We start from the raw sequence: 23,599 nt of genomic DNA, 5'->3' as shown, positions 1-23,599 counted from the left end.
CATAACCGGCGCTCTGCAAGGTGGCCGACGAGGCTTGCTCACTGCTAGCAGTGCTCGCACTGCGTCGCAGTGAGCGCCTTGCATAGCATCCGCTTCTGTTCGTCATAAATTCACACTAATTTCCCGAGGGTTACTTAGATCCGGGCTGTTTATTTTACAAGACTAAGGAACTTTGTATGGCAAAAGATGCAACACCGAGCGCCATGAAGCCGTATATCCCGGCCGACGCGAAATTGCCCGAAATGACCTTCCGCGCGCTGTTCATGGGCGTCATCCTGGGGATGGTCTTTGGCGCCTCCTCGCTCTACCTGGTGCTGAAGGTGGGCCTGACCGTCAGCGCCTCGATTCCCGTCGCCGTGATCGCCATCACCCTGTTCGGCCTGGCCAAGAAGGTGGGCGGCAAGGATTCGTCGATCCTGGAAAACAGCATCACGCAAACGGCCGGTTCGGCCGGCGAGTCGCTGGCCTTCGGCCTGGGCGTGACCATGCCCGCCATCCTGATCCTGGGCTTCGACCTGGAAATCTCGCGGGTCATGCTGGTCGGTATCCTCGGCGGCCTGCTGGGCATCCTGATGATGATCCCCATGCGCCGCACCATGATCGTCGACCAGCACAAGGAACTCAAATTCCCCGAAGGCACGGCGTGCGCCGAAGTGCTGAAGGCGGCCGCCACGGAAGAATCGCGCATCGCCGCCGGCGAAAGCATCGAGAAGGACTCGGCCGCGGCGCTGGACGCCAAGCGCCGCGCCAAGATCATCTTCGGCGGTTTCGCCGTCGGCCTGCTGTATAAAGTCTTCAATATCTCGTTCAAGGGCTGGAAGGACACACCGGGCGTGGAATTTGCCGCGCCGCTCAAGGGCGGCTCCATCGGCGCCGAGATTTCCCCTGAATTGCTGGGCGTGGGCTACATCATCGGCCCGCGCATTGCCGCCACCATGGCGGCCGGCGGCGTGCTGTCGTATCTGCTGCTGATCCCGATGATCAAGTTCTTCGGCGACAGCCTGACCACCGTGCTTTCGCCGGGCACCAAGTTGATCAGCGAAATGGGCGCCGACGATGTGCGCAGCGCTTACGTGCTGTACATCGGCGCGGGCGCCGTGGCCGCCGGCGGCCTGATTTCGCTGGTGCGCGCCATGCCCATGATCTGGCGGAGCCTGTCGGCCGGCCTGAAAGGCATCGGCAAGGGCGTCAAGAGCGATTCCACCCTGCGCACGGACCAGGATATCCCCCTGAAATGGGTCGTCATCGGCTGCCTGTCCATCATCGCCGTGATCACCTTCGCCACGCCGCTGCACATGAACTTCCTCGGCGCGCTGCTGATCCTCGTCTTCGGCTTCCTGTTCGCCACCGTGTCGTCGCGCCTGACGGGCGAAATCGGCTCCTCGTCGAACCCGATCTCCGGCATGGCCGTGGCCACCTTGCTGTTTACCTGCCTGATCTTCCTGATCATGGGCTGGACGGGCGGGCGTTACTATGTGACGGCCCTGTCGGTGGGCGCCATCGTCTGCATCGCCGCCAGCAATGCGGGCACCACCTCGCAAGACTTGAAGACGGGCTACCTGGTCGGCGCCACGCCGCGCCTGCAGCAGTACGCGATTTTGGCGGGCGCCTTGTCGTCGGCCCTGATCCTCGGTCCGATCCTGCTGAAACTGAACGAGGCGAGCACCGTCTACGTGCCGGCCGCGCAAGTGGCGCCCGGCCTGACGGTCGATGCATCGAAGCTGACGGTGACGGGCGCGCTGCATGGCCCGCAAGCCGATACGGACCACAACACGTATAAAGTCTGGCAAAAGACCGATACCGTGGGTGGCCCGGCCGGCAAGTATTTTGTCAAGGATGATGGCCAGCTGGCTTACCTGGTGGACCCGGGCATCAATGGCCACTACAGCAAGCGACCGGACGGTTCGGAAGTGAAGAAATACGATGCGCCGAAGGCCGTGCTGATGTCCTACATCATCAAGGGCATCCTCGACCAGCAGCTGCCGTGGACCCTGGTGCTGTTCGGCGTGATGATTGCCGTGGTGCTGGAAATGGCCGGCATCCCGTCGCTGGCGTTTTCCGTGGGTGTGTACCTGCCGCTGTCCTCCACCCTGCCGATCTTCGTCGGCGGCCTGGTGCGCTGGCTGGCGGACCGCCGCAACAACAAGCTGGAACACAACGCCAAGCTGAACGAGGAAGAGCGCCAGCTGGCGGGCGACCGCAGCTCTGGCGTGCTGCTGGCGTCCGGCTACATCGCCGGCGGCGCGCTGGCCGGCATCATCATCGCCATCACGGCGGGCGTGCTCACGCACTTCGACCAGATGATGGCCGACTGGGCCGAGCACGGCAATCCGTTCTATGCCGGCTTGAACGCGGACGCGCTGTCCCTGCTGCCGTATGCGGCCATCATCGTGCTGCTGTACTTCGTGGCGCGCGAGAAGAAGGCGCCGCAGGCATAGCGCGCGGCCGGTCCGCATTGCCAGCCAAAACCGCCCGGGAGTGATACCGGGCGGTTTTTTTATGCGCGCGGCGGGCCGCCGCCGGTATTTGTTGTAAAAATACAATCGGACTGACGCTGCATGGTGTATCGTTGCTGATATTTAAAATACAACAAAATGGGGTGCCAGGAATGTTCAAGCTGCGATACCGTCACAAGTTGCAATATTTGATCCATGTCGCCTTGCTGGCGGCCAGTCCCGCGCTGCAGGCGGCGTCTTTTCCCGTCGAAGCCATGTTCGAGGCGGAAGCCGGGGCGCCAGGCGGTCCGTGGACGCAAGAGTATCTCGGCAGCAATGTGGTTTCCGGCGGCAGCTACCTGTCCACGCCGGCGGACCTGGCGCGCGCCGATACGCCGGGCGCGGCGGCCGAGCTGTCGTACAGCGTGGCCGTGCCCCGCGCCGGCAACTACACGGTCTGGCTGCGCGTGCTGGCGCCGGCGGCGGATGCCGCCTCGCTGTACCTGGCGCTCGACAACGGCGCCTATGCCAGCGTAGCGGTGCCGTTCATCGCCGGCCAGGCCGCGCAGTGGACCTGGGTGCCCGTCACGCGCTGGCTGGCGGCCGGCGCGCGCGAACTCAAGCTCAAGTACCGTGACGGCGGCGTGGGCATCGATTGCCTGCTGGTGACGGCGCTCGCCGACTTTGTCCCGCAAGGCTATGGCGCGTACCCGCTGCCCACCGTGCTGCCGCCGCCAGGCGAGCATCCGCGCCTGTTTGCCCGGGTGGGCGACCTGGCCGCCATACGCGGCCGTTTCGAGTCGAATGCGGCCGAGATGGCGCAGCACCGCACGGTCCTGCATGCGTTTATCCAGGCGCCGGCCGTGGTTGCGCTGCCGCCGTTCGTGCCCGGCGGCCCGGCCGCGACGAACCACCAGACCGAAGTCGTGAGCCGGATCAAGGCGAAGGCGCTGTTCTCGCTGCTGTATGAAGGCGGTGGCGCGCCGGCGTCGGCGCAGCGGGGCGGCGAAGCCGTGCAAATGCTGCTCGACTACCTGACGGCCGTGCGCTTTTCGCCCGGGTATAGCCACCCGAACGAAAAAGGCGACATCATCCTGGCCAGCGCCATGGTGTATGACTGGTGCTACAGGCTGATGAGCGCGCAGCAGCGCGCCTATGTCGTCACGCGCTTCACGCAGATCGCCGCGACGATGGAAATCGGCTTTCCGCCCTCGCGCCAGGGCGCCGTCGTGGGCCATGGCAGCGACAACCAGCTGCTGCGCGACCAGCTGTCGGCCGCCATCGCCTTTTATGACGAGGCGCCGCTGGTCTACAATATCGTTGCCGGACGCTTCTTTGCCGACTATATTGCGCCGCGCAACTATGCGTACGCGGCGCAAGCCTTTCATCAGGGGGCATCCTACGGTACGGTGCGCTTCCTGGCGGACATGTACGCCGCATGGCTGTTCCGGCGCATGGGCGCCGCTCCCGTGTTCGATCCCGTGCAGCAGATGACGCCGTATCATTGGCTGTATGCGCGCCGCCCCGACGGGCAATGGATGCGCGATGGCGACGTCTACCATTCCTCGTACACCAACAGCACGCAATACTGGAGCGAACCGCTGGCCTTCCTGCTGCCGGCGGCCTATTACAACAATCCCACCCTGAAGCACGAGTACCTGACGCAGTCGTCGCAGCAGTCGACCAGCTTTATCCATCCCCGGGACAGCCTGTGGCCTGTGCTGCTGGGCAACACGGCCATGGACAGCACGCCCAGTCCCGCCACCTTGCCGTTGACCAAGTATTTTCCGGACCCGGCCGGCCTGATGATCGCCCGCACGGGCTGGACCGATGACATGCAGGCGGAGTCCGGCCATGTGGTGGCCACGATGAAGCTGGGCGGCGACTGGTTCGGCAACCACGAGCATTACGACGCCGGGCATTTCCAGATTTACTACAAGGGCGGCCTTGCCATCGATTCGGGCATTTACAGCGGCAGGGATGTCGCCGATCCCGCCATTGTCCTGGAATACGGCAGTGCGCACGACATGAACTATCACAAGCGCAGCATCGCGCATAACACGATGCTGGTGTATGACCCCAGCGAGAGTTTTGACGGTTATGCCAATGACGGCGGACAGCGCTTTCCTGGCGAGGAGCCGCAAACCCTGGCGGAACTGGCCAACGGCTACAAGGTGGCCACGGTCCTCCGGCACCAGTCCGGCCCCCAGGCGCAGGCGCCGGACTTCAGCTACATCAAGGGCGACCTGACGGCCGCGTACAGCAGCAAGGTGCGCCAGTTCCAGCGCTCGTTCGTGTTCCTCAATCTCAAGGACGGGGATCACCCGGCCGCCCTGGTCGTCTTCGACAGGGTCAGCGCCAGCGATGCGGGATTCAGGAAGACCTGGCTGCTGCACAGCCAGTCCGAGCCCGAGATCGCCGGCGACACCGCGGTGGTCCGCCGCACGGAGTGGGACTACAACCATCGCTACCAGTACAACGGCAAGCTGATCAACCGCACCCTGCTGCCGGCGAATGCCGTGCTGGCCAAGGTGGGCGGCAGCGGCAATGAGTTCAGCGTCGGCGGCACCAATTATCCTATCCAGCCCGAAGCGGACTATTCGACCGAGGAAGCGGGCGCCTGGCGGCTGGAAGTCTCGCCGCCGACGGGTAACGAAACGGATTTGTTCCTCAATGTCATGCAGGTGATGGATGCCGGCAGCGCGCTGCCAGCGCTGCCCACGACGGCCATCGCCTCGCCGCTGCTGGCCGGCGTGCAGATCAAGGACCGCGTGGTGCTGTTTTCCAGGAGCGGCCTGCCGCTCGGCGGGACCATCACTGTCGAACTGCCGGCGCAAAGCGCGTCCATGCAGGTGCTGGTGACGGATTTGCAGGAGGGGCGCTGGACTGTCCGCAAGCGCGGCACGGGCGGTCCCATCGAGGATGAGGTCAATGCCGAGGCGGGCACCCTGTACTTCATCGCCAGCGGCGCAGGCGTGTACGATTTGCAGCGCAGCGGGACGGGCGCGGCGCGCGCGGCGGCCTTGCCAGCCTCACCGGCCGTGCCGTAAGGCGCCATCGGCGACGGGCCGCGCCGCCAGTTCACCGGCTGTGGCGTAGATCGTCACGTGTTCGGATGCCAGCTGGCGCAGGTGGTCATAAAATGCCTGCGCCGGGATGGCCCACGCCGCCGCGTGGCCCACTTGCCCGTTGACGCGCAGGCCCGCGGCGTCGAATTCGCGCGCAAAATAATCGCGCAGGTCGCCGCGGCCCGGATGGTCGATGCGGCGCTGCGCGATGGCCGGATCGAAGGGGCGTACGGGCACGTCCCAGTGCCGGCCGGCGTGGTCCAGGCAGGCCAGTAGTTCTGTTTTGTCTTCCCACACGGGGACGGGAAAGGCGTCGCCCATGGCGTCTTCCAGCGCGTGATAGAACGTCACCGGTCCCATGGAAATGCCCAGGCCCAACACCTTGGCCTGCTCGCAGCCCATGAAGCGCTGCCAGGGCGAGCCCAGGCCGAAGATCGACGGCGCGCGGTGATGCGCCTCGGTGAGACGGACGGCATGGCGGCCCCACGCGGACACGGAGTGGGTGGGGTGGATGCTGCGGTGGACACCGGCGCTGGCGAGGAACGCTTCCGGCAGGCGCCCCATGTGCGTGCCATGGCGGCGCGGGTCGAACACATAGTCCGTCATGGCGCAGGTGGCGCGCACGGTTCCGCCGGGCAGGTAATAGGTGGGCAGCAGCAGGGTGCCTTGCGGGCCGACGGCGTCCTGCAGGGCATGGACCACGGCCGCCGCGCCGCCTTCCACATAGCCCAGGCTTTTCAGCGACGAGTGCACGAACAGCGTGTCTCCGTGCGCGATGCCCAGCCGCGCCAGATCGGCGGCCAGTCCGGCGCGCGTCACGTGGCGCGCGCCGTGGCGCATGTTGCGGGCGCTGGCGGCGCGGCGCCACGCTTCCAGCGCGGCCCTGGCGGCGCGCCTGGCCCCGTCAAGCATGGCCTAATTCCAGTTCCAGCAGGTTGGCATCGATGCAGAACTTGGCGGCCCAGTTCAGGTAAGCCCAGGTGCCGTAGTCGCCATCGACGGGAAACGAGCCCTTGACGCCGCCGCGCGCGTGCGCGGGACCGTCGATGCAGACCGCGCGCCGCACGTAACTGTTCAGTCGGCGCCCAGCGTCGAGGTAGCGCCGTTCGCCCGTGCGCTGGTACAGCAGGAACAGACAATGCGCGTTTTGCGCGGAACCCGTGAGGCAGGCGTAATCGGCGCCAGGCTGGAAGTCCGGGCCGAGGCGGCCCGCCAGGTAGCCGTCGGCCGCCACGGCCCTGGCGACGCTCGTGCCGGTGCGCGCGGCGGCGTCCAGCAGGCCGGCGCGCGCCGAATAACGGTGCGCTTCGAGCACGCCGCGCAGGGCGTAGCCGATGGTGTGGGTCAGGGGCAGCAGCGGGTTGTCCAGGCAGTTCGAGGCGAACCAGCCGTTGGGACGCTGTTTTGTCAACGCCCAGTCGACCTGGCGCAGGCCGGCCGCGCCATAGCCTTGGCCCGGTGCGATGCGGTCCGCTTCGAACAGGCCCCACGCCACGTGCGTTTCGTAGGCCTTGTCGCCGGCGCTGGCGAACGGCGTCGGATGGCGGCGCCAGCAGCCGTCGGCATCCTGGCTGTCGCGCAGCCAGCGTGCCGCGCCGTGCATGGCGTCCTGGTAGGCGTCGCCGTACGCTGCCACGCCGGCCGCCAGACCAAGCAGGATCTGGCCCGTGTTGAAGGTGACGGGCACGCGCGGCGTCGAATCGATCTTCCCGCCCTGGAAACCGCCTGCGGGGAACTGGATGGCCACGCACCAGTCGAGCATGCGCCGCGCGCGCCCGTGCAGCGCATCATCCCCACCCTCGTCGCCCGTGCGCTGCGCCAGCGCGATCATGGTGGGGATGATGTAGCCGGTGGTCTCCGGGTAGGAGCTCGACCAGCCTGTCAGCAGGCTGTAGTCGCGCGCGACGCCGCCGTCGTTCGAGCTGGAATGGTCTTGCGCCGCGCATAGCCAGGCCGTGCAGGCCTCGACGACGGCTTGCGGCCCGGGGTCAAAGGCGGGCAGGCCGCGCCGGTCCGACAGCCGCTCCATGCGCGCCGCCGCCGGCAGGCCCGCCCGCGGCGCCAGTGTGTTCCGTATCTTCGCGAGCAAGGCGCGCATGGCATTCCATTCGGTGGTTGGCTCAGGCTACTGTAGCGCCGGCCATCGGCAGGCCTATTGACGTGCCGCAAGGATTGGCCGCCGCGTCGCTGCCGCCGGAATTGACGCATAATGGACACTTCACCGTTATCGACGAGGCCAGCCATGAACAGTGTCACGCTTGAGTATTCGGTCGTCACCAATCCCGACTCGTTTGTCGGCTTCAAGTATTACGTCAAGGCGGGGCAGGCATTCGATGCCGACGATTTCGCCTATTCCTACAAGCTGAACCGGTCCGACCTGGACCCGGACAGCGTGCTGGCCACGCGCGAGGCGGCGGCGAATCTGCAGCCGGGCGAGTGGCTGACGGTGTCGCATTCGATCGCGGCGTAGCGTGCAAGTTGCGCGCTTCCTCCTGACGGACTTTGGCGGTCCGCCAAGTGAGAGATATCGGCGCTGCTGACCGCAAGACCGGCATCGGCAGTGGCTTCGGAAGCCAGCGCTATCGCCAGCACTGATCTTGCCGAGTTGTTCACTTCTGCTTATAATTGAGAATAATTCTCATTAAGTTTGCGCTATCCGCCAGACTCGCCGCTCCATGTCCGCCGACCACCTCTCTCTGCATGAATTCGATCACATCGCCATTCTGTATCGCCAGCACCATGGCTGGCTGCGCGGCTGGCTGCAGCGCAAGGTGGGCAACGCCTTCGACGCGGCCGATCTGGCGCAGGCCACCTTCCTGCGCGTGCTCGCGCCGCACGGCCTGCAGGCCGTGCAGGAGCCGCGCGCGTACCTGACGACGATTGCCCGCAACCTGCTGATCAACCATGTGCGCCGGCGCGCCATCGAGCAGGCCTACCTCGACGCCCTTGCCCTGATGCCGGAACCGGTGGCGCCGCCTCCCGAGGTGCGTCTGATGTTCCTCGAACGGCTGGTGGAGCTGGATCGGCGCCTAGCCACGCTGCCGGCGCAGGCGCGGCAAGCCTTCCTGCTGGTGCAGCTCGACGGCAAGGGGCAGCAGGAGGTCGCCGCCGAGCTGGGAATTTCCCTGTCCACCGTCAAGCGCCATCTGGCCAGGGCGGCCATGCGCTGCTTTTTTCCGGAGCAGCACGATGGATGAAGAGCCAAGCCTCGCCCTGGACGGAAAGGGTGTCGCCGAAAGCGTGGCGCCCGCCGTGGCGCGGCGGGCCGTGCAGTGGTGGCTGGCGCTGCAGGGCGGCGACGTCACTGCGGCGCAGCTGCAGGCGTGGCAGCGCTGGCGCGCCGAGGAAGCCGAGCATGAGCGGGCCTGGCAGCGCATCGAAGCGGTCAGCGGCCAGCTGGCCGGTATTCCGTCGCCGCTGGCCGGGGCCGCCCTGGCCGCGCCTGCAGGCGCGCAGCGGCGCCGTGCGGTGCGCCTGCTCTCGGCGCTGGTGGTCGTGGGCGGCAGCGCCGCCCTGTTGCGCAAGGTGCCCGCCTGGCAGGCGTGGAACGCCGACGCCAGCACGGCCACGGGCGAGCGGCGCACGGTGCGCCTGCCGGACGGCGGCACGCTGATGCTCAATACCGACAGCGCCATCCAGCTGCGTTATGACGCCGGCGCGCGCGCGGTGCTGTTGCTGCGCGGCGAGGTACTGCTGCAGACGGCGCCCGATGCACGGCGGCGGCCCTTCCTCGTGCACACCGCCGACGGCACGGCGCGGGCGCTGGGCACGCGATTTATCGTGCGCCAGCACGACGGCTTCGTGCAGGTCGGCGTGCTGGAAGGCGCCGTCGCGCTGCAGCCTGCGGCGGCCCAGGCCCAGTCACAAATACTGCGGGCGGGCGAGGAGGGCAGTTTTACGCGCGACGGCGTGGGTGGGGCGCATGCGCTCGATGCCGGTGCGGGCGCCTGGTCCGACGGCATGCTGGTCGCCGCGCACATGCGCCTGGACGATTTCCTGCTGGAATTGTCGCGCCACCGGCGCGGCCACCTGGGATGCGATCCGGCGCTCGCGCATCTGCTGGTGTCGGGCGCCTATCCGCTGGCCGATACCGACAGGGTGCTGCTGGCATTGGTGGAAGTCTTGCCCGTCGAGCTGCATTACCTGACCCGCTACTGGGTCACCTTGCGGCCGCGCGCCGCGAAAAAATAAACTGGAAATACATGGACTGTTTTTGCACGCTGCCTTGTCAAGGGAAGTGAGGGCGCAGGTGTTGGCCCGTTCCACCCATCCCATGATACGAAGGCATGCCATGAACAACCGCAGCACATTTCCCCCATCCACGCGCTTGCTGGCCATGACGCCGCTGGCCCGCCTGGTGCACGCCCTGTGCCTGGGCGCCTTGGCCGGCCTGGCCGGCGCGCCGGCGCAGGCGCAAACGGCCGCGCAGGCCGAGGCGCTGCGCCATTACGCCATCCCGGCCGGACCGCTGGAAGCGACATTGAACCGGCTGGGGCGTGAAGCGGGCTTGCTGATCGCCTTTGGCTCGGCCACGACGGCAGGGCTGCGCAGCGGCGGCGTCACTGGCAGTTACACTGTGGACGACGCGCTGGCGCGGGCACTGGCCGGCACCGGGCAGGCGGCGGTGCGCACGGCCGGCGGCGGCTATGCGCTGCGTGCCGCCACCGCACCCGCTGCCGGCGCGGCGGCCGATGGCGTGCAGACGATGGCGCCCGTGACGGTCAGCGCGCAGGCGGAAGAGGAAAACCCGTGGGGCAAGGCCAGCGGCTATGTGGCGCGGCGGGCCAGCACCGCCACCAAGACCGACGCTTCCCTGCTGGAAGTGCCGCAATCGATCTCCGTCATCACGCGCGACCGCATGGATGACCAGGGTGTGCGCACCCTGAACGACGCCATTCAGTACACGGCAGGCTTGCGCAGCAACACGGCAGGCGCCAATCCCGCCGATGACAGCCTGTCGGTACGCGGCTTCAGCCAGTTCTCTGGCGCGTTCTACCTCGATGGCATGCGCCTGATGCCGATGGGGACGCTGGGCTTCTTCGGCGTAGAGCCGTACGGCGCCGAGCGCGTGGAAGTGCTGAAGGGTCCTTCGTCGGTGTTGTACGGCCAGAATGCGCCGGGCGGCATCGTCAATTTCGTCGCCAAGCGCCCCGCGGCGGATCAGGTAAATCAGGTCGAACTGTCGCTCGGCAGCTACGCGCGCAGGCAGCTGGCCCTCGACGTGGGCGGCAAGCTGGCCGACGACGGCAGCCTGCAGTACCGGCTGGTGGGACTGGCGCGCCAGGCGGACCAGCAGATCGATTACATGCAGGACGACCGCTACTATCTGGCGCCCAGCCTGACGTGGGCGCCCAGTGCCCGCACCAGCATCACTTTATTGGGTTTTTTCCAGCAGAATCGCTCCATGCAATCGTCGAACGTGCAGTGGGAAGCCTTGAACGGCAGCAATCCCAACGGACGCCTGCCGCTGACGCGATTCCTCGGCGAGCCCGGCTTCGACCACGAGGAAACGCGCGTCGCGTCGGCGGGCTACGCGGCGCGCCACACGTTCGATAGTGGGTGGACGCTCCGGCAGAATTTCCGCTTCCTGCACGCGAATAACCATGAACAGTACATGTTTCGTTATGGCAACTTAATCGACCATGCGGTCACCAACCGCGAGATCGATACGCGCGACGGCAAGGGCAGCGTGTACTCGCTCGACACCAGCGTGACGGGCCAGGTGGCGACGGGCGCGCTGCGCCATGAGGTGGTTGCCGGCATCGATTACAGCCGCAGCAGTACTTCGTTCAGCTCGTATATCGCCGACGGTCCGCAGATCGATATCTACCGCCCCGTCTACGGCGGCGCGTTGGACCTGGCGGCGCTGGCGCCCGATGCCCTGCGCCGCGAGCATAACCGGCAACTGGGCGCCTACCTGCAAGACCGTGTGCAGTACCGCAAGTGGGTCTTCACCGTGGGTGGGCGCCAGGACTGGACGCGCCAGGAACAGCGCAATCGGCTGGTATCGCCGTCGGCCACGACGGTGCGCAAACCCACGGCATTCACGGGCCGCGCCGGCATCACTTACCTGGCGGCGAACGGCCTGGCGCCTTACGCCAGCTACAGCGAATCGTTCTCGCCCGTCTCCGGCGCCGACCGCCTTGAGCGTCCGTTCGAGCCGGAAACGGCCCGGCAAGTGGAAGTCGGCGTGAAATACGCGCCTGGCGCGCATCTGTCAGTGACCGCCGCCGCATTCGAACTGCGCCGCCAGAACGTGCTGACGACGGACCCGGACGACCCGAATTTCTCCATCCAGCAGGGGGAGGTGCGCTCGCGCGGCATCGAACTGGAAGTGGCCGCGCAGCCGAGCAGCCAGCTGAAACTGCTGGCGTCCCTCACCTACAATCCCCTGAAAGTGACGAAGGCGAATCCGGACATGTGGGGCACGAACGTGCAAGGCAAGTCGCCGTATGAAGTGCCCAGGCAGATGGCATCCGCATGGGCCGACTACGCCTTCGCGGGCGGCTTGCGCGGCCTGTCGGCCGGCGCTGGCGTGCGCCACGTGGGCGCCAGCTGGGGCGACGCGGAGAACACCTTCCAGGCGCCGGCATTCACCTTGGCCGACCTGTCGCTGCGCTATGACCTGGGGCAGGCGCGCAGCGACTGGCGCGGCCTGAGCGTGAGCATGACGGTGAAGAACCTGTTCGACAAATACCATGTCGCCTCGTGTTTCTCGGCGCGGGCCTGTAACTATGGCGAGCAGCGCAATGTCGGTGTGCGCGTGGCCTACCTCTGGTAGCGCGCGGCCTTACGCTGCATCAAACCATGCGCGCAGTTCATCGATGGCCTTCTGCGCCGTTGCCTGCGTCAAGGTCAGCACGATGATCTTTTCCTGCGCCGGGCGATGCGGCCCATCGCTGCCGGCCAGCTCGATGGCTTGCCCGAAGCTCGTGTAGCCGGGGCCGAATTCCTGCGGGCATTGCTGCACGATGCGCGCCGCCTTGCCGGCGTTGCGGTCCGCCAGGTTGACGATGGGATTGCCGTCATAAAACGGCTGGCCGTTGGCAAACGCGGTGCGCAGATACGGCGCGCACAGGCCGTCGAGGAAGGCCAGGCGCGCCTGCCAGTAGGCCTCAGCCACCGCATACGCAGCCTGGTCTTCGAGAAAATCGGCAAACAGGAAGTCGTTCATATGGTCTCTTCGGCTAGATGCCGAACACTTTCAAGATGGCGTCCGTAAAACCCTCGAACCAGCGGCCCACCTTGCCCGGCTGCTTGCCGTGGCGCGGGGTTTCTTCGTACAGGTAGACGCCGTTGCCGCCGTCGAAGCGGTCGTTGAGCAGCGCCTGCTGGCCGCGCAGGTAGGGCAGGAAGGTTTCGCTGCGCATCGTCGAGTACAGCACGTCGGTAGTAAAGCCCAGGGTGGCGGACTGGCTGATGGAGCGGCCCTGGCCCGCCCGTTCCAGGCGCACGCCGCGGCAGCCGCGCACGATCAGGGTGACGGGGCCGCGAAAGACGATGAAGCGCAGCTGCAGGGTGAGCCAGGCGTGCAGGCTGCCCAGGCGCCAGTGGCTCGATAGCGCCAGCGGCTTGCCAGCGTCGCAGACCAGGCCCACCAGGCCCCGCGGCTGGAACACGAGGGCGCTGCCGGCTGGCAGGTGCACGACGGCCACTTCCAGCAGCGGGTCGTCGCTGGCGGAAATCGTCATGGATGCCGGCTCGCTGCTTTCCAGCCGCGTCAGCGCCGCCATGCCGGCGGCCAGGCTGGTGAAGGGAAAGCGCCAGTCCAGCAGCCACTGCGTGCGTTTATGCGTGCTGACGGGCGACGATTGCAGGTATGCGGGATGGATCAGCATGCGCTGGCCGGGCTGCAGTTGCAGCGCCTGCGAGACGGCGGAAATGCGGGACTGGCCATCGGGCGGCAGGGGGAGCGTAGTGGCCGTCACGTCCAGCGCGTGCGCGATGGACAAGGGCTTCAGGCGCGAAGCGACGGGCGCCAGCACGAAGTAAAAGAAGGCCTTGATGGCGACGGGCAGCAGGATGGCCGACAGCACCAGCAGGGCGGCCGTGGGCGCCACGTCGAGCACGGGAGCGCGCCAGCGGGCGATCCAGTTGCGCGCCAGTTGTTCTTCGCCTGATGCAATCGCCTTTTGTACGGGCGCCAGCGCGCCGGCCAGCGCTGGCTCGTCGATGGCGAATGGCGCGGGGCGGGCAGCATTGCTGGTGCGCGCGCGCTGCGCCAGCCAGGCCTGATACGCTTGCAGATTGATCTCGCGCAAGCGCTGGCCCTCCGCTTCCAGCTGCGACAGCTGCGCGTAAGCGTCGCTGCCGGGCAGGCGCGCCGCCACGGGGTGCTGCGCTTCCAGTTGCCGGCGCTGGCGCAGGTTGTGTTGCAGTGCGGCATATGCGCTGACGTGTTCTGCGTGCAGGCGTGCCAGGGTGTGCCGCGCATCTTCGCCGCTGATCGCCGCCTGCAGGGCGGTCAGGTAACGGGCTTCCTGCGCCAGCACTTCGATTTCCACGCGGCGCGCCGCTTCGTCCTGCGCGTGCAGGGCCAGGGTGCTCGGATCGGGCAGGGGAAGGGAAAACAGCGACGGCTGCCGCTGCGCGCGCAAGGCTGCCAATTGCGCCTGCACTTCCTTCTGGCGGGCGGCGATGGCCGTTTGTGAGGTCTTTTGCAAGGCGTTGACGCGCAGCGTGGCCGCCTCGGCCAGGCTGGCGCCATGGCTATCGGCGCCATCGGCGGCCAGCCTGAGCGCGGCGACAGCCTCGCTGCCGGCGCTGTAGCTGCGCCATTCGGCCAACAGCGATCGTCCTGCCAGCAGGATGGCGATGAAGAGCGCGAACTGCAGCGCGTGGCGCAGCAGGAAGCGCAGGATGGCCGTCAGCAGCTGGCGCAAGGCGCAATCGCCTCAGGTCGCCGCGCTATCGGCGTCGGCGCAGCATTTCTTGTACTTCTTGCCGCTGCCGCAGTGGCACGGGTCGTTGCGGCCCGTTTTCGGCAGTTCGCGCAGCACGGTGGCGCCGGGCTGGCTTTGCTTCAGGTGGCGCTGGCGCGCCCAGGCCGCGTTGATGGCGATCACGGCAGGAATCACGCCATCCATGGCCGTTTCGGCCGCATCGTCATCGAGTTCGGTGGCCGTGGCCAGGTGCTGGAACGGCGCCAGGTATTGCGGGTGACTGACGGCCAGGGCCGCCCACTGGGGCTTGTCCAGGCTCGTGCCCAGGATAAAGCCGGCGCACCAGGCGGGCACGCTCCATTCGGGGCCGCACACATAGATGGGCTCGAAGCTGTCCGGGTCCTTCGCCAGCCATTCGACCATGTAGGCGTGGTGGCGCCGGGCCAGGCTGGCCGCCCGTTCGCTGGCCGCATCCGCTGCGGGCGCGGCGCTGCCGGCCGCCTTGTCCCACACCCATGGCAACCACTGTTCCGGCGCGATCTGTTTCGGGTTCAGGGCGACGGCGGTCAGAAAACCTTCCAGCATCGACACGTCCATGGCGCGGCCTTCCAGCGCGGGCGCGGCCAGCAGGGTGTCGAGTTCGGCGTATTCGTCGTCGGAGAGGGGCGAGGTGGTGGAGGTGGTGGAGATGCTGGACATAATATTCTTTGCTGATGTGGGTGGAGTGGCCGGTGGCCCTGGCGGTATTGTACCGCCCGCCAAGGCAAGAACCGGCGCCGGAATGAAAAACGGCGGCCCGCGGGCCGCCGTTTTCAGCTAAGGCAGAACGCTTACTTCACGCCGTGCATCAGTTTGTTGATCAGCGGTGCGATCAGGAACAGCACGACGCCGGCGCCCAGCAGGGACCAGAAGCCGAAGGTGTAGCCGGACAGGGCCGACTGCACCGACATGCCGCTCGTGCCGCTGACGTGGCTGGCGAAAATGCCCGACAGGTTGTTGCCGATACCGGTCGACAGGAACCAGCCGCCCATGCCCAGGCCCACCAGGCGCACTGGCGCCAGCTTGGTGACCATCGACAGGCCGATAGGCGACAGGCACAGTTCGCCGATCGATTGCAGCACGTAGACGGTGGTCAGGGTCCAGAACGGGATCTTGTTATCGGCGCCAACCAGACTCGACAGAGCGAAGATCAGCAGGCCGAAGGCCAGCGCATTGCCCAGCAAGCCCAGGCCGAATTTGCGCGGGATCGAAGGGTTGACGTTGTGGCGCGCCAGGAAGACCCAGACGGCGGCGATGATCGGTGCGAAGACGATGATGGCGACCGAGTTGACGGTCTGGAAGTAGGCGGTCGGGAAGATCCAGAAGCCCAGGTCGCGGTTGACGATCTTGTCAGCCAGGAAAGTAAACGAGCTGCCAGCCTGTTCGAAGAACATCCAGAACAGGATGTTGAAGACGAAGATCAGCAGCATGGCGATGACGCGGTCGCGCGCCACTTTGCCGTTGCGGATGCCTTCGATCATCAGCATGACGGCCAGGCCGACGAACAGCACCGTCAGGACGATTTGCAGCTTCTCGGCGCCGACGGTCAGCAGGAAATACATCAGCGGGATCACGCACAGGGAGCCAACGGCTACCCAGACGACGCGCATCGGGTTGCCGGAACCGGCTTCCGGTGCGCCGATGCCCTTCAGGGCGCGGCGGCCGATGAAGAACCATACCAGGCTGATCAGCATGCCGAAACCGGAGGCCATGAAGACCATCTTGTACGACGGCATGGCGCTGGTGCCGAAGATCGACTCGGCCAGCCATTGCGTGAAGACAGGCGCGACCATGGCGCCCATGTTGATGCCCATGTAGAAGATCGTGAAGCCACTGTCGCGGCGCGGATCTGCCGTCGTGTACAGCTTGCCGACCATGGTCGAGATGTTCGGCTTGAACATGCCGTTACCGACGATCATCGTGGCCAGGCCCAGGTTGAAGATGTCCTGGTTCGGCACGGAGATGCAGAACAGGCCGGCAGCCATGAAGATGGCGCCCAGCAGGATGGAACGCTGGTAACCGATGACGCGGTCGGCGATGTAGCCGCCGAACAGGGCGCCGGCGTACACCAGCGCGAGGAAGGAACCGTAGGTCAGGTTGGCCGCTGCCTGTCCCGAACCGTCGCCGCCGTGGAACTGGGCCACGATGTACAGTACCAGCGCCCAGCGAACTCCGTAGAACGCGAAGCGTTCCCAGAATTCAGTCATGAACAACATCCACAATGGGCTTGGATGGCCCATAATCTGCTTGAACTCGGGAATAACGGCTTCCTTGTTGGGCGTAGTCGCACCGCTCATGCGGTTCCTCCTGAAAAATTATTATAGTCAATCGATACAACGAACTTATGGAAGCCTGCGGGCGGCGGGGACTCTCATGAAGAACCGTACGCACGGGAATTCCAATAGGCTGGCATTCTAATCTACAAATTGCGCGGAGCGAAGGTTTCCATTCGCATTAGCAAGAATGACTGTTTCATATTGGTCAAACCGGTTTGCAGGCAAGGATGGCCCGGGCGATTTTGCGGCGGCACAGCACAACTTGCCTGACTTGTCGTATATTAAGGCTGCAAGACCTTCGAGCATCGATTTTTAAAGGATTTTTCGCATTATGGAACACGACGTTATCGATACTCTGGTTTCACCGGAAGGCCGCCTGGACGTGCTCTCCAAGACTGAAGTCAACAAACTGCTCGACACCAGCCAGGGCGGCCTGTACAACACTTTCCGCCGCTGCGCGCTGGCGGTCTTGAATTGCGGCAGCACCATCGACGATGGCCGCGCCCTGCTGGAGCGCTACCAGTCGTTTGAAATCTCCATCATCCAGCGCGAGCGCGGCATCAAGCTCGACATCAAGGGCGCGCCAGCCATCGCCTTTGTCGACGGCAAGATGATCAAGGGCATCCACGAGCACCTGTTTGCCGTGCTGCGCGACATCATCTTCGTCAGCGATGAAGTGACGGGCAACCCGAAATTCGACTTGCAGAGCACGGAAGGCGTGACGGACGCCGTGTTCCACATCCTGCGCAACGCCAACGTGCTGCAAACCCAGCTCAACCCGAACCTGGTCGTCTGCTGGGGCGGGCACTCGATCAACCGCGCCGAATACAATTATTCGAAGGAAGTGGGTTACCAGCTGGGCTTGCGCGGCCTCGACATCTGCACCGGCTGCGGCCCGGGCGCCATGAAGGGCCCCATGAAGGGCGCCACCATCGGCCACGCCAAGCAGCGCCTGCACAATGGCCGCTACCTGGGCATCACGGAGCCGGGCATTATCGCGGCCGAATCGCCGAACCCCATCGTCAATGACCTCGTCATCATGCCGGACATCGAAAAGCGCCTGGAAGCGTTCGTGCGCGCCGGCCACGGCATCGTCGTCTTCCCCGGCGGCGCGGGCACGGCCGAAGAGATTCTGTACATCCTCGGCATCCTGCTGCACCCGGACAATGCCGAGATTCCGTTCCCGCTGATCTTCACGGGCCCGGAAACGTCGCGCGAGTACTTCGTGCAGATCAACCAGTTCATCAGCGACACCCTGGGTCCGGAAGCGCAGCAGCGCTACAAGATCATCATCGACGACCCGGAACTGGTGGCGCGCGAAATGCTCGAAGGCATACGCCAGGTGCGCGAATTCCGCAAGGCGCACAGCGACGCGTATTACTTCAACTGGCTGCTGAAGATCGATCACGAGTTCCAGAAGCCGTTCCAGCCCACGCATGAAAACATGCGCAATCTGAGCCTGCACAAGAACCAGCCCACGCACTTGCTGGCGGCCCAGCTGCGCCGCGCGTTCTCCGGCGTGGTGGCGGGCAACGTCAAGGATGACGGCATCCGCTCGATCGAAGAGCACGGCAACTTCGAGATCCACGGCGATAAATCCATCGCCGGCCCCATGGATGCGCTGCTGGCCTCGTTCGTGGCGCAGCACCGCATGAAGCTGGCGGGCACGGCCTACGTGCCTTGCTATGCCGTGGTCCAATAAGCCGTTTTCCAGCCAGCGCCGCCCGCCCCCTGTGTTTGCAAGGGGCGGGCGGCGTTTTTCATCCGCGTTCCCATCCGTGCCCCATCGTGTTCCTTCGCCGCCACAGGCAATCAAATCGCTTGCGTCATCGATGCGTGGGTGCTATCTTTGGAACCGGTTCCAAAATAAAAATATGCAGATCAACAGGTAGTGGAGAGCACCCTTGGATTCAGTACGCGGCAGCAAAAAAACAGTTTCCGGCGAACCGGCCCGGCCCGTGACCATCGCCCAGGTGGCGCGCGAGGCGGGCGTGTCGAAGACCAGCGTGTCGCGCTTTCTCGGCGGCGAACTCGATGCCTTGTCCGAGAACATCCGCCAGCAGATCGCCAGCACCATCGCGCGTCTCGGCTACCAGCCGAACCAGATGGCGCGCGGTCTCAAGCGGGGACGCACGCGTCTGATCGGCATGGTCGTGGCCGACATGCTCAATCCCTACACCGTGGCCGTGCTGCAGGGCGTGGAAGCGGCTTGCCAGCAGCATGGCTATACCTTGATTCTGTGTAATACCGGCAATGACGAGCAGCGCGAACGCCAGTCGCTGGCCGCGCTGCGCTCGTACAGCGTGGAAGGGCTGATCGTCAACACGCAGGGGCGCAATATTCAGTCGTCCGACTTGCAGCAGGCGGACATGCCCATCGTGCTGGTCGACCGCCGCATCGAGGGCGCCGATTTCGACCTGGTGGGCCTGGACAATGTGCAGGCGGGCCGGCTGGCCACCGCGCATCTGATCGAACAGGGTTTCGACGCCATCGCCTTCGTCGCGCCGCCCTTGACGGGCGTCAGCTCGCGGCTGATGCGCGCCGAAGGTTTCCAGGCCGTGATGGCCGAGCATCCGGGCTGCGTGGGCGAAGTGCTGGCCGTGGACCTGGACGACCGGCCTTCCATCGACGCGCAGGTGCGTCTATGCCTGGCGCAGTGGCGCGGCCGCCGCGTGGCGCTGCTGGCCTCGAACGGCATGGTGGCGCTGGAACTTGCGCTGATGCTGCAGCGCCTTGCCTTGCGCATGCCGCAGGACGTGGGCTTGCTGGGCTTTGACGAATTGCCATGGTCGCCGCTGGCGGGCCTGAGCACGATCGAGCAGCAGACCTATGAGATCGGCTTTTCGGCGATGACGTGCATGCTGTCGCGCCTGCAGGGCGATCAATGCCCGCCGCGCGAGGTGCTGTTGCCCGGCAAGTTGATTGTGCGCAATTCCACCCAAGGTAGCGAAGTACGCAAGGGCGGCGACGCTTGAGGAGGGGAAGAGGGCGTTGCCCTTTTTTTTGAGATCGTTATGGAACCGGTTTCATAGATGGTATTCACCTGGGAAAGGAGCGTGAATAGTCAGGCAGGGCAATGGTTGGCATGCAGTTGGAGTGATACGGCAAGAGACGAAATAAATCGTCCATTTGACACTATTCCCGGAAGTGCCTCGACGAGGCCGGTACCGGGATCACAGGAGACGGAAACATGAAGATGACGACACTGTTCTATTCGAAGATACTGGCTTGCGCACTGGCAGCCACGTGCGCCCTGGGTGCGGCGGCCGATGCCGGCGCCCAGACGCTTGGCGACTTGATCAAGAAAGGCAAGCTGACCATTGGCGTGGTCAGCGGCACGCCGCCATTTGGCAGCATCGACGCCAAGGGCGCGCCCGTCGGCTATGACGTCGACGTCGCCAACCTGATCGGCAAATACATGAACCTGCCCGTGGAAGTGGTGCCGCTGACGGCGCCGTCGCGCGTGCCGTCGCTGGAGTCGGGCAAGGTCGATTTCCTCGTGGCGACCTTGGCGCCCACGCCGGAACGGGCCAAGACCCTGATGTTCACCATGCCCTACAGCGCCTTCGAACTGGCCATCGTCGCGCCGGTCGGCGGCAAATTCAAGGCCCTGGCCGAGTTGAAGGGCAAGAAAGTGGGCGTGACGCGCGGCACCACCAACGACACGGCGCTGAGCCGCATGGCGCCGGCCGGCACCAATATCGTGCGTTTCGAGGATGACGCCACCGTCACCCAGGCCTTGCTCAGCAAGCAGGTCGACGCCGTCTCGATCCCCAGCACGATGGCGCTCGACATCATCAAGACGCGCGGCGCGGGCAAGATCGAGGTCCGCTTCACCTATTCGCTGCAGCCGAACTCGATGGCGGTGCGCCGCGGCGACTTCGAGCTGCACCAGTGGCTCAACAACTTCATCTACTACGTCAAGCTGAACGGCGAACTCGACGCCATCGCGCGCAAGTGGAGCGGCGCGCCGCTGCCGGCGCTGCCGACTTTCTGATACCGCCAGCCGCATAGGAAAGTGCCCGTCCGCACGGCGCGCCGCCACGGTGGCGCGGCCGGGGACGCGCACGCAGACAAGGAGTTGAGTATGCCGTATGAATTTCATTTCGAACTCGTCATGCAATCGCTGGACCGCCTGTTGTGGGGCGCGGCGCTGACGATACGCCTGAGCGCCATGGCTATGGTGCTGGGACTGGCGGTGGGCGTGTGCGCCGCCGTGATCCTGAAGAACGGTCCCGCCTATGCCCGCGCCGTGGTGCGCGCGTATGTCGAGGTGATCCGCAGCACGCCGTTCCTGGTGCAGCTGTTCATCATCTACTTCGGCTTGCCGTCACTGGGCCTGCAGCTCGACGCGAACGGCGCCGCGCTCGTCGCCATGACGGTCAACCTGGGTGCCTACGCTGCCGAAATCGTGCGCGCCGGCATCGGCGCCGTGCATCCCTCGCAGCTCGAGGCGGCGCAGGCGCTGGGCATGACGCGCTGGCAGGTGATGCGCCACGTGGTGCTGCTGCCGGCGCTGGAAAAAATCTATCCGGCGCTGGCCAGTCAGTTCACCTTGATGATGCTGGCCTCGAGCGTCGTGTCGGCCATTTCCGCCGAAGAGCTGACCGCCGCCGCCCACCTGCTCGACGCGGAAACCTTCCGCAGCTTCGAGATCTACATCGTCGTGATGGTGCTGTACATCGTGCTGGCCCTGCTGTTCCGCTTCGGCTTCTGGGTGCTGGGCCAGATCGTCTTTAAACGCCGCCGCCGTCTGGGCGCGGCGCGCATGGGAGCTTGACATGATCAGTGATTTTTCCTGGGATAACCTGCAATTCCTGCTCGAGGCCACGCGCTGGACCATCGGCCTGTCGCTGCTCGTCTTTATCACGGGCGGCATCGCCGGCTTTGCGGTGGCGCTGCTGCGCACGGCGCGCAGCCCGTTCCTGCGCTGCATCAGCGCCCTGTACATCCAGCTGGTCCAGGGCACGCCCGTGCTGATCGTGCTGTTCCTGACGTATTACGGCCTGGCCCTGTTCGGCTACAAGCTGTCGCCGCTCATCGCGGCTGGCGCGGCGATGACGATCTTTGCCAGCGCCTACCTGGGCGAGATCTGGCGCGGCTGCATCGAAGGCGTGCAGCGGCAGCAGTGGGAAGCGTCGGCCGCGCTGGCGCTGAACCGCTACCAGCAGCTGCGCTACGTCATCCTGCCGCAGGCGCTGCGCCATTCGCTGCCGCCGACGGTGGGCTTCATGGTGCAGATCATCAAGAACACCTCGATCACCTCGATCATCGGCGTGGTGGAACTGACGCGGGCAGGGCAACTGGTCAGCAATGCGACCTTCCTGCCCTTCATCGTCTTCCCCGTCGTCGCCCTGATCTACTTCGCGATGTGCTATCCGCTGTCGCGCTACAGCCATTCACTGGAAAGGAAATTCCATGCCCATCGTTGAAATCGACAATATCAGCAAGAGCTTCGGCGCCAACCACGTGCTCAAGGGCGTCTCGTTCGCCGTCGAGCGGGGCCAGGTGATCGCCGTGATCGGCCGCAGCGGCTCCGGCAAGAGCACCATGCTGCGCTGTATCAACGGCCTGGAAACCATCGACAGCGGCAGCATCGTCGTGGCCGGCCACACGCTGACGGCGCGCCAGGAACACCTGCTCGACTTGCGCAAGGACGTCGGCATGGTCTTCCAGAGCTACAACCTGTTCCCCCACCTGACGGTGGAAGAAAACGTCATGCTGGCGCCGCGCATCGTCAAGAAGGTGCCCGACGCCCAGGGCCGCGCCACGGCGCTGCGCGTGCTCAAGCAGGTGGGCCTGGACCACAAGCGCGAAGCCTATCCCGAGCAGCTGTCGGGCGGCCAGCAGCAGCGCGTGGCGATCGCCCGTTCGCTGGCGATGGAGCCGCAGGTGATGCTGTTCGACGAAGTGACGTCGGCGCTCGACCCGGAACTGACGCAGGAAGTGCTGAAGGTGATGGAAGAGCTGGCGCAGGCGGGCATGACGATGCTCTTGGTGACGCACGAGATGGAATTCGCGCGGCGCATGGCTGACGTCACCGTCTTCATGCACCAGGGATTGGTGTGGGAAAGCGGGCCGTCGGAAGCGTTCTTCAGCAATCCGCAAACGCCCGAAGCGCGCCAGTTCGTCGGCGCGGGAGCGATCAAATGAGCCCCGTTTTGGTGGCGGCGTCGGCCTACGGCGCAAGCAGGGTAAGGCAGCTGGGGCAAAGCCATTTCATCGACGTGGTGGCCGATGCGGGCGGCGCCGGCATCGAGATCCGCCGCGAACTGTTCACCTCCGACTGGCCGGACCTGGCGCGCATGGGCGCGGCGGTGGCCGCGCGCGGCCTGTACTCGGTGTATTCCACGCCCATCGAATTGTGGGACGCGGACGGGCTGCTACGGCAGGAACTGCTGCAGCAGATGCTGGACGAGGCGGCGCGCCTCGGGGCGCGCTACCTGAAGGTGTCGCTGGGTTATTACCCGGCCGCGCCGGCCTTGCACGCCTTGAACGCCCAGCTGGCGGCGGCGCCCGTGGCGCTGCTGGTGGAAAACGACCAGACGGCCCATGGCGGCAAGCTGGCGACCATGGCGCGCTTCCTGGCTGCGGCGCGCGACATCGGCCTGCCGGTGGGGCTGACCTTCGACATCGGCAACTGGCGCTGGGTGGGCGAGGATGCGCAGCAGGCGGCGCGCCTGCTGGCGCCGTACGTGCGCTATGTGCACTGCAAGGCCGTGCTGGAGGATGGGGGCCGGCTGTCCGCCTGCGCCGTTTCCGACGCCGATCCGGCCTGGCGCGCCGTCTTCGCGCACTTTGCGCCGGGCGTGCAGCGGGCCATCGAATTCCCGCTGGAGGCTACCGACCTGGTGGCCGAAACGGGCCGCTACATCCGGATGCTGGAGGCCGCATGATGG

19 protein-coding genes are annotated in these 23,599 nt (G+C 65.7%); 13 read left to right on the top strand and 6 right to left on the bottom strand.

The window, feature by feature from the left end:
* The first annotated feature begins 176 nt into the window (after positions 1-176).
* Both AC07VH_RS05085 and hepB read left to right on the top strand, forming a co-directional pair.
* Positions 177-2,438 carry an OPT family oligopeptide transporter gene (locus tag AC07VH_RS05085; RefSeq protein ID WP_494786999.1) on the top strand — a complete coding sequence of 754 codons (2,262 nt, stop codon included), beginning with the start codon at positions 177-179 and terminating at the stop codon, positions 2,436-2,438.
* Between the two features lie 170 nt (positions 2,439-2,608).
* Entirely contained in the window at positions 2,609-5,485 is a 2,877-nt protein-coding gene (gene hepB / locus AC07VH_RS05080; RefSeq protein ID WP_494786998.1) for a heparin/heparin-sulfate lyase HepB, read from the top strand.
* Here the strand turns inward: hepB and AC07VH_RS05075 are convergent.
* Positions 5,468-6,415, bottom strand: a complete 948-nt coding sequence (locus AC07VH_RS05075) for an AAC(3) family N-acetyltransferase (protein WP_494786997.1) — start codon at positions 6,413-6,415, stop codon at positions 5,468-5,470. The genes hepB and AC07VH_RS05075 overlap by 18 nt on opposite strands.
* A complete protein-coding gene (locus AC07VH_RS05070) occupies positions 6,408-7,601 on the bottom strand; it encodes a prenyltransferase/squalene oxidase repeat-containing protein (RefSeq protein ID WP_494786996.1) in 1,194 nt (397 codons plus the stop codon). Before AC07VH_RS05070 ends, AC07VH_RS05075 begins: the two co-directional genes overlap by 8 nt.
* 144 nt (positions 7,602-7,745) lie before the next feature.
* Between AC07VH_RS05070 and AC07VH_RS05065 the strand changes: the two genes are divergently transcribed.
* From AC07VH_RS05065 to AC07VH_RS05050, 4 genes are all read left to right on the top strand, one after another.
* Positions 7,746-7,973: a hypothetical protein gene (locus AC07VH_RS05065; RefSeq protein ID WP_436495566.1), complete on the top strand. Its 228-nt coding sequence runs from the start codon at positions 7,746-7,748 to the stop codon at positions 7,971-7,973.
* 205 nt (positions 7,974-8,178) lie between these two features.
* Positions 8,179-8,700, top strand: a complete 522-nt coding sequence (locus AC07VH_RS05060; RefSeq protein WP_494786995.1) for a sigma-70 family RNA polymerase sigma factor — start codon at positions 8,179-8,181, stop codon at positions 8,698-8,700.
* The gene (locus AC07VH_RS05055) at positions 8,693-9,694 is read left to right on the top strand and encodes a FecR domain-containing protein (protein ID WP_494786994.1); all 1,002 of its coding nucleotides are present in this window, start codon (positions 8,693-8,695) and stop codon (positions 9,692-9,694) included. Before AC07VH_RS05060 ends, AC07VH_RS05055 begins: the two co-directional genes overlap by 8 nt.
* A 100-nt stretch (positions 9,695-9,794) precedes the next feature.
* Positions 9,795-12,284, top strand: coding sequence for a TonB-dependent siderophore receptor (locus AC07VH_RS05050; protein WP_494786993.1), 2,490 nt, complete (start codon positions 9,795-9,797; stop codon positions 12,282-12,284).
* A gap of 9 nt (positions 12,285-12,293) precedes the next feature.
* Here the strand turns inward: AC07VH_RS05050 and AC07VH_RS05045 are convergent, their stop codons facing one another.
* The 4 genes from AC07VH_RS05045 to AC07VH_RS05030 all read right to left on the bottom strand — a co-directional run bounded on the left by AC07VH_RS05045 (position 12,294) and on the right by AC07VH_RS05030 (position 16,664).
* Positions 12,294-12,677 carry a hypothetical protein gene (locus AC07VH_RS05045; protein ID WP_494786992.1) on the bottom strand — a complete coding sequence of 128 codons (384 nt, stop codon included), beginning with the start codon at positions 12,675-12,677 and terminating at the stop codon, positions 12,294-12,296.
* A gap of 13 nt (positions 12,678-12,690) precedes the next feature.
* Positions 12,691-14,385: a hypothetical protein gene (locus AC07VH_RS05040; RefSeq protein ID WP_494786991.1), complete on the bottom strand. Its 1,695-nt coding sequence runs from the start codon at positions 14,383-14,385 to the stop codon at positions 12,691-12,693.
* A 12-nt stretch (positions 14,386-14,397) separates the two neighbouring features.
* On the bottom strand, positions 14,398-15,084 hold the full coding sequence (locus tag AC07VH_RS05035) for a UPF0149 family protein (RefSeq protein ID WP_494786990.1): 687 nt from the start codon (positions 15,082-15,084) through the stop codon (positions 14,398-14,400).
* A gap of 131 nt (positions 15,085-15,215) precedes the next feature.
* Complete coding sequence (locus AC07VH_RS05030; protein WP_492490453.1) at positions 15,216-16,664, bottom strand: peptide MFS transporter; 1,449 nt, start codon at positions 16,662-16,664, stop codon at positions 15,216-15,218.
* Between the two features lie 367 nt (positions 16,665-17,031).
* On the opposite strand from AC07VH_RS05030, the gene ppnN reads away from it, so the two are divergent.
* The 7 genes from ppnN to AC07VH_RS04995 all read left to right on the top strand — a co-directional run bounded on the left by ppnN (position 17,032) and on the right by AC07VH_RS04995 (position 23,596).
* Positions 17,032-18,402, top strand: a complete 1,371-nt coding sequence (gene ppnN / locus AC07VH_RS05025) for a nucleotide 5'-monophosphate nucleosidase PpnN (RefSeq protein ID WP_494786989.1) — start codon at positions 17,032-17,034, stop codon at positions 18,400-18,402.
* Positions 18,403-18,604: 202 nt separating this feature from the next.
* On the top strand, positions 18,605-19,675 hold the full coding sequence (locus AC07VH_RS05020) for a LacI family DNA-binding transcriptional regulator (protein WP_494786988.1): 1,071 nt from the start codon (positions 18,605-18,607) through the stop codon (positions 19,673-19,675).
* Between the two features lie 215 nt (positions 19,676-19,890).
* Entirely contained in the window at positions 19,891-20,697 is an 807-nt protein-coding gene (locus AC07VH_RS05015) for a transporter substrate-binding domain-containing protein (RefSeq protein ID WP_475415165.1), read from the top strand.
* A gap of 90 nt (positions 20,698-20,787) precedes the next feature.
* Positions 20,788-21,480: an amino acid ABC transporter permease gene (locus AC07VH_RS05010; protein WP_494786987.1), complete on the top strand. Its 693-nt coding sequence runs from the start codon at positions 20,788-20,790 to the stop codon at positions 21,478-21,480.
* 1 nt (position 21,481) lies between these two features.
* Positions 21,482-22,132: an amino acid ABC transporter permease gene (locus tag AC07VH_RS05005; protein WP_494786986.1), complete on the top strand. Its 651-nt coding sequence runs from the start codon at positions 21,482-21,484 to the stop codon at positions 22,130-22,132.
* Positions 22,119-22,853, top strand: coding sequence for an amino acid ABC transporter ATP-binding protein (locus tag AC07VH_RS05000; protein WP_034755389.1), 735 nt, complete (start codon positions 22,119-22,121; stop codon positions 22,851-22,853). Before AC07VH_RS05005 ends, AC07VH_RS05000 begins: the two co-directional genes overlap by 14 nt.
* Positions 22,850-23,596 (top strand): sugar phosphate isomerase/epimerase family protein, encoded by a 747-nt coding sequence (locus AC07VH_RS04995; RefSeq protein ID WP_475415168.1) that lies wholly within the window; start codon positions 22,850-22,852, stop codon positions 23,594-23,596. The genes AC07VH_RS05000 and AC07VH_RS04995 overlap by 4 nt, the downstream gene beginning before the upstream one ends.
* Positions 23,597-23,599: the final 3 nt, after the last annotated feature.

The organism is Janthinobacterium sp. GW821-FHT03C10, assembly GCF_059420865.1.
Note: the sequence above shows the minus strand (reverse complement) of the source record. Positions and strands in the feature narration are given on the sequence as shown.

Coding starts and splice junctions, on each gene's coding strand:
- AC07VH_RS05045 (WP_494786992.1), bottom strand. CDS start 12,677: ATGAACGACTTCCTGTTTGCCGATTTTCTCGAAGACCAGGCTGCGTAT.
- AC07VH_RS05000 (WP_034755389.1), top strand. CDS start 22,119: ATGCCCATCGTTGAAATCGACAATATCAGCAAGAGCTTCGGCGCCAAC.
- ppnN (WP_494786989.1), top strand. CDS start 17,032: ATGGAACACGACGTTATCGATACTCTGGTTTCACCGGAAGGCCGCCTG.
- AC07VH_RS05060 (WP_494786995.1), top strand. CDS start 8,179: ATGTCCGCCGACCACCTCTCTCTGCATGAATTCGATCACATCGCCATT.
- AC07VH_RS05005 (WP_494786986.1), top strand. CDS start 21,482: ATGATCAGTGATTTTTCCTGGGATAACCTGCAATTCCTGCTCGAGGCC.
- AC07VH_RS05075 (WP_494786997.1), bottom strand. CDS start 6,415: ATGCTTGACGGGGCCAGGCGCGCCGCCAGGGCCGCGCTGGAAGCGTGG.
- AC07VH_RS05010 (WP_494786987.1), top strand. CDS start 20,788: ATGCCGTATGAATTTCATTTCGAACTCGTCATGCAATCGCTGGACCGC.
- AC07VH_RS05015 (WP_475415165.1), top strand. CDS start 19,891: ATGAAGATGACGACACTGTTCTATTCGAAGATACTGGCTTGCGCACTG.
- AC07VH_RS05070 (WP_494786996.1), bottom strand. CDS start 7,601: ATGCGCGCCTTGCTCGCGAAGATACGGAACACACTGGCGCCGCGGGCG.
- AC07VH_RS05085 (WP_494786999.1), top strand. CDS start 177: ATGGCAAAAGATGCAACACCGAGCGCCATGAAGCCGTATATCCCGGCC.
- AC07VH_RS05065 (WP_436495566.1), top strand. CDS start 7,746: ATGAACAGTGTCACGCTTGAGTATTCGGTCGTCACCAATCCCGACTCG.
- AC07VH_RS04995 (WP_475415168.1), top strand. CDS start 22,850: ATGAGCCCCGTTTTGGTGGCGGCGTCGGCCTACGGCGCAAGCAGGGTA.
- AC07VH_RS05050 (WP_494786993.1), top strand. CDS start 9,795: ATGAACAACCGCAGCACATTTCCCCCATCCACGCGCTTGCTGGCCATG.
- hepB (WP_494786998.1), top strand. CDS start 2,609: ATGTTCAAGCTGCGATACCGTCACAAGTTGCAATATTTGATCCATGTC.
- AC07VH_RS05035 (WP_494786990.1), bottom strand. CDS start 15,084: ATGTCCAGCATCTCCACCACCTCCACCACCTCGCCCCTCTCCGACGAC.
- AC07VH_RS05055 (WP_494786994.1), top strand. CDS start 8,693: ATGGATGAAGAGCCAAGCCTCGCCCTGGACGGAAAGGGTGTCGCCGAA.
- AC07VH_RS05030 (WP_492490453.1), bottom strand. CDS start 16,664: ATGGGCCATCCAAGCCCATTGTGGATGTTGTTCATGACTGAATTCTGG.